General features: G+C 43.0%; 2 protein-coding genes. Both read left to right on the forward strand.

Annotation, left to right across the window (positions count from 1 at the left end; genetic code table 11):
• On the forward strand, positions 1-119 hold a 119-nt coding region (locus tag AC3G7N_RS22165), incomplete at its 5' end, for a PLP-dependent transferase (RefSeq protein WP_489424271.1).
• A gap of 108 nt (positions 120-227) precedes the next feature.
• Positions 228-560 (forward strand): NAD(P)H-binding protein (locus AC3G7N_RS22170; protein ID WP_489424270.1); only part of this gene is annotated, 333 nt, incomplete at its 3' end.

Here is a 560-nt window from a genome sequence, read left to right on the forward strand (position 1 = left end):
CTTCTAGGAAGGAGCTTGGCATCACAGAAGGGCTAATACGGATTTCGGTAGGGATAGAGGACGCAGCTGATATTATCGCTGCCTTTGAACATGCATTAAAGGAATCTGTTCTGTCTTAGTAAAGTATAATGCAGTGCCATCTCTCAGACAGAAACTTGGACAATGGCTTTTTCATTCTATTATGATAAGAATAGGTAGAATAGAATTTTAAAGAAAGGGTGGACGATTTGAAAATACTTGTAGTTGGTGCAAATGGTCAAATTGGAAAACATCTTGTTTCATTTATCCAGGATAGTGACAGCCTGGAGGCGAAAGCAATGATCCGTAAGCAGGAACAAGCATCTTTCTTTGAAAATTTAGGTGCAGAAACTGCTGTAGTGGATTTGGAAGGGGATATCGAATCGATTGCCAAAGCTGCCGAGGGAGTCGATGCGGTTGTGTTCACAGCAGGTTCTGGGGGACACACAGGGGCAGACAAAACGGTGATGGTCGATTTGGATGGTGCTGTAAAAACAATTGAGGCAGCCAAGCTTGCTGGTGTGAAGCGATTTGTTATGGTT

Source organism: Virgibacillus carmonensis (genome assembly GCF_057836705.1).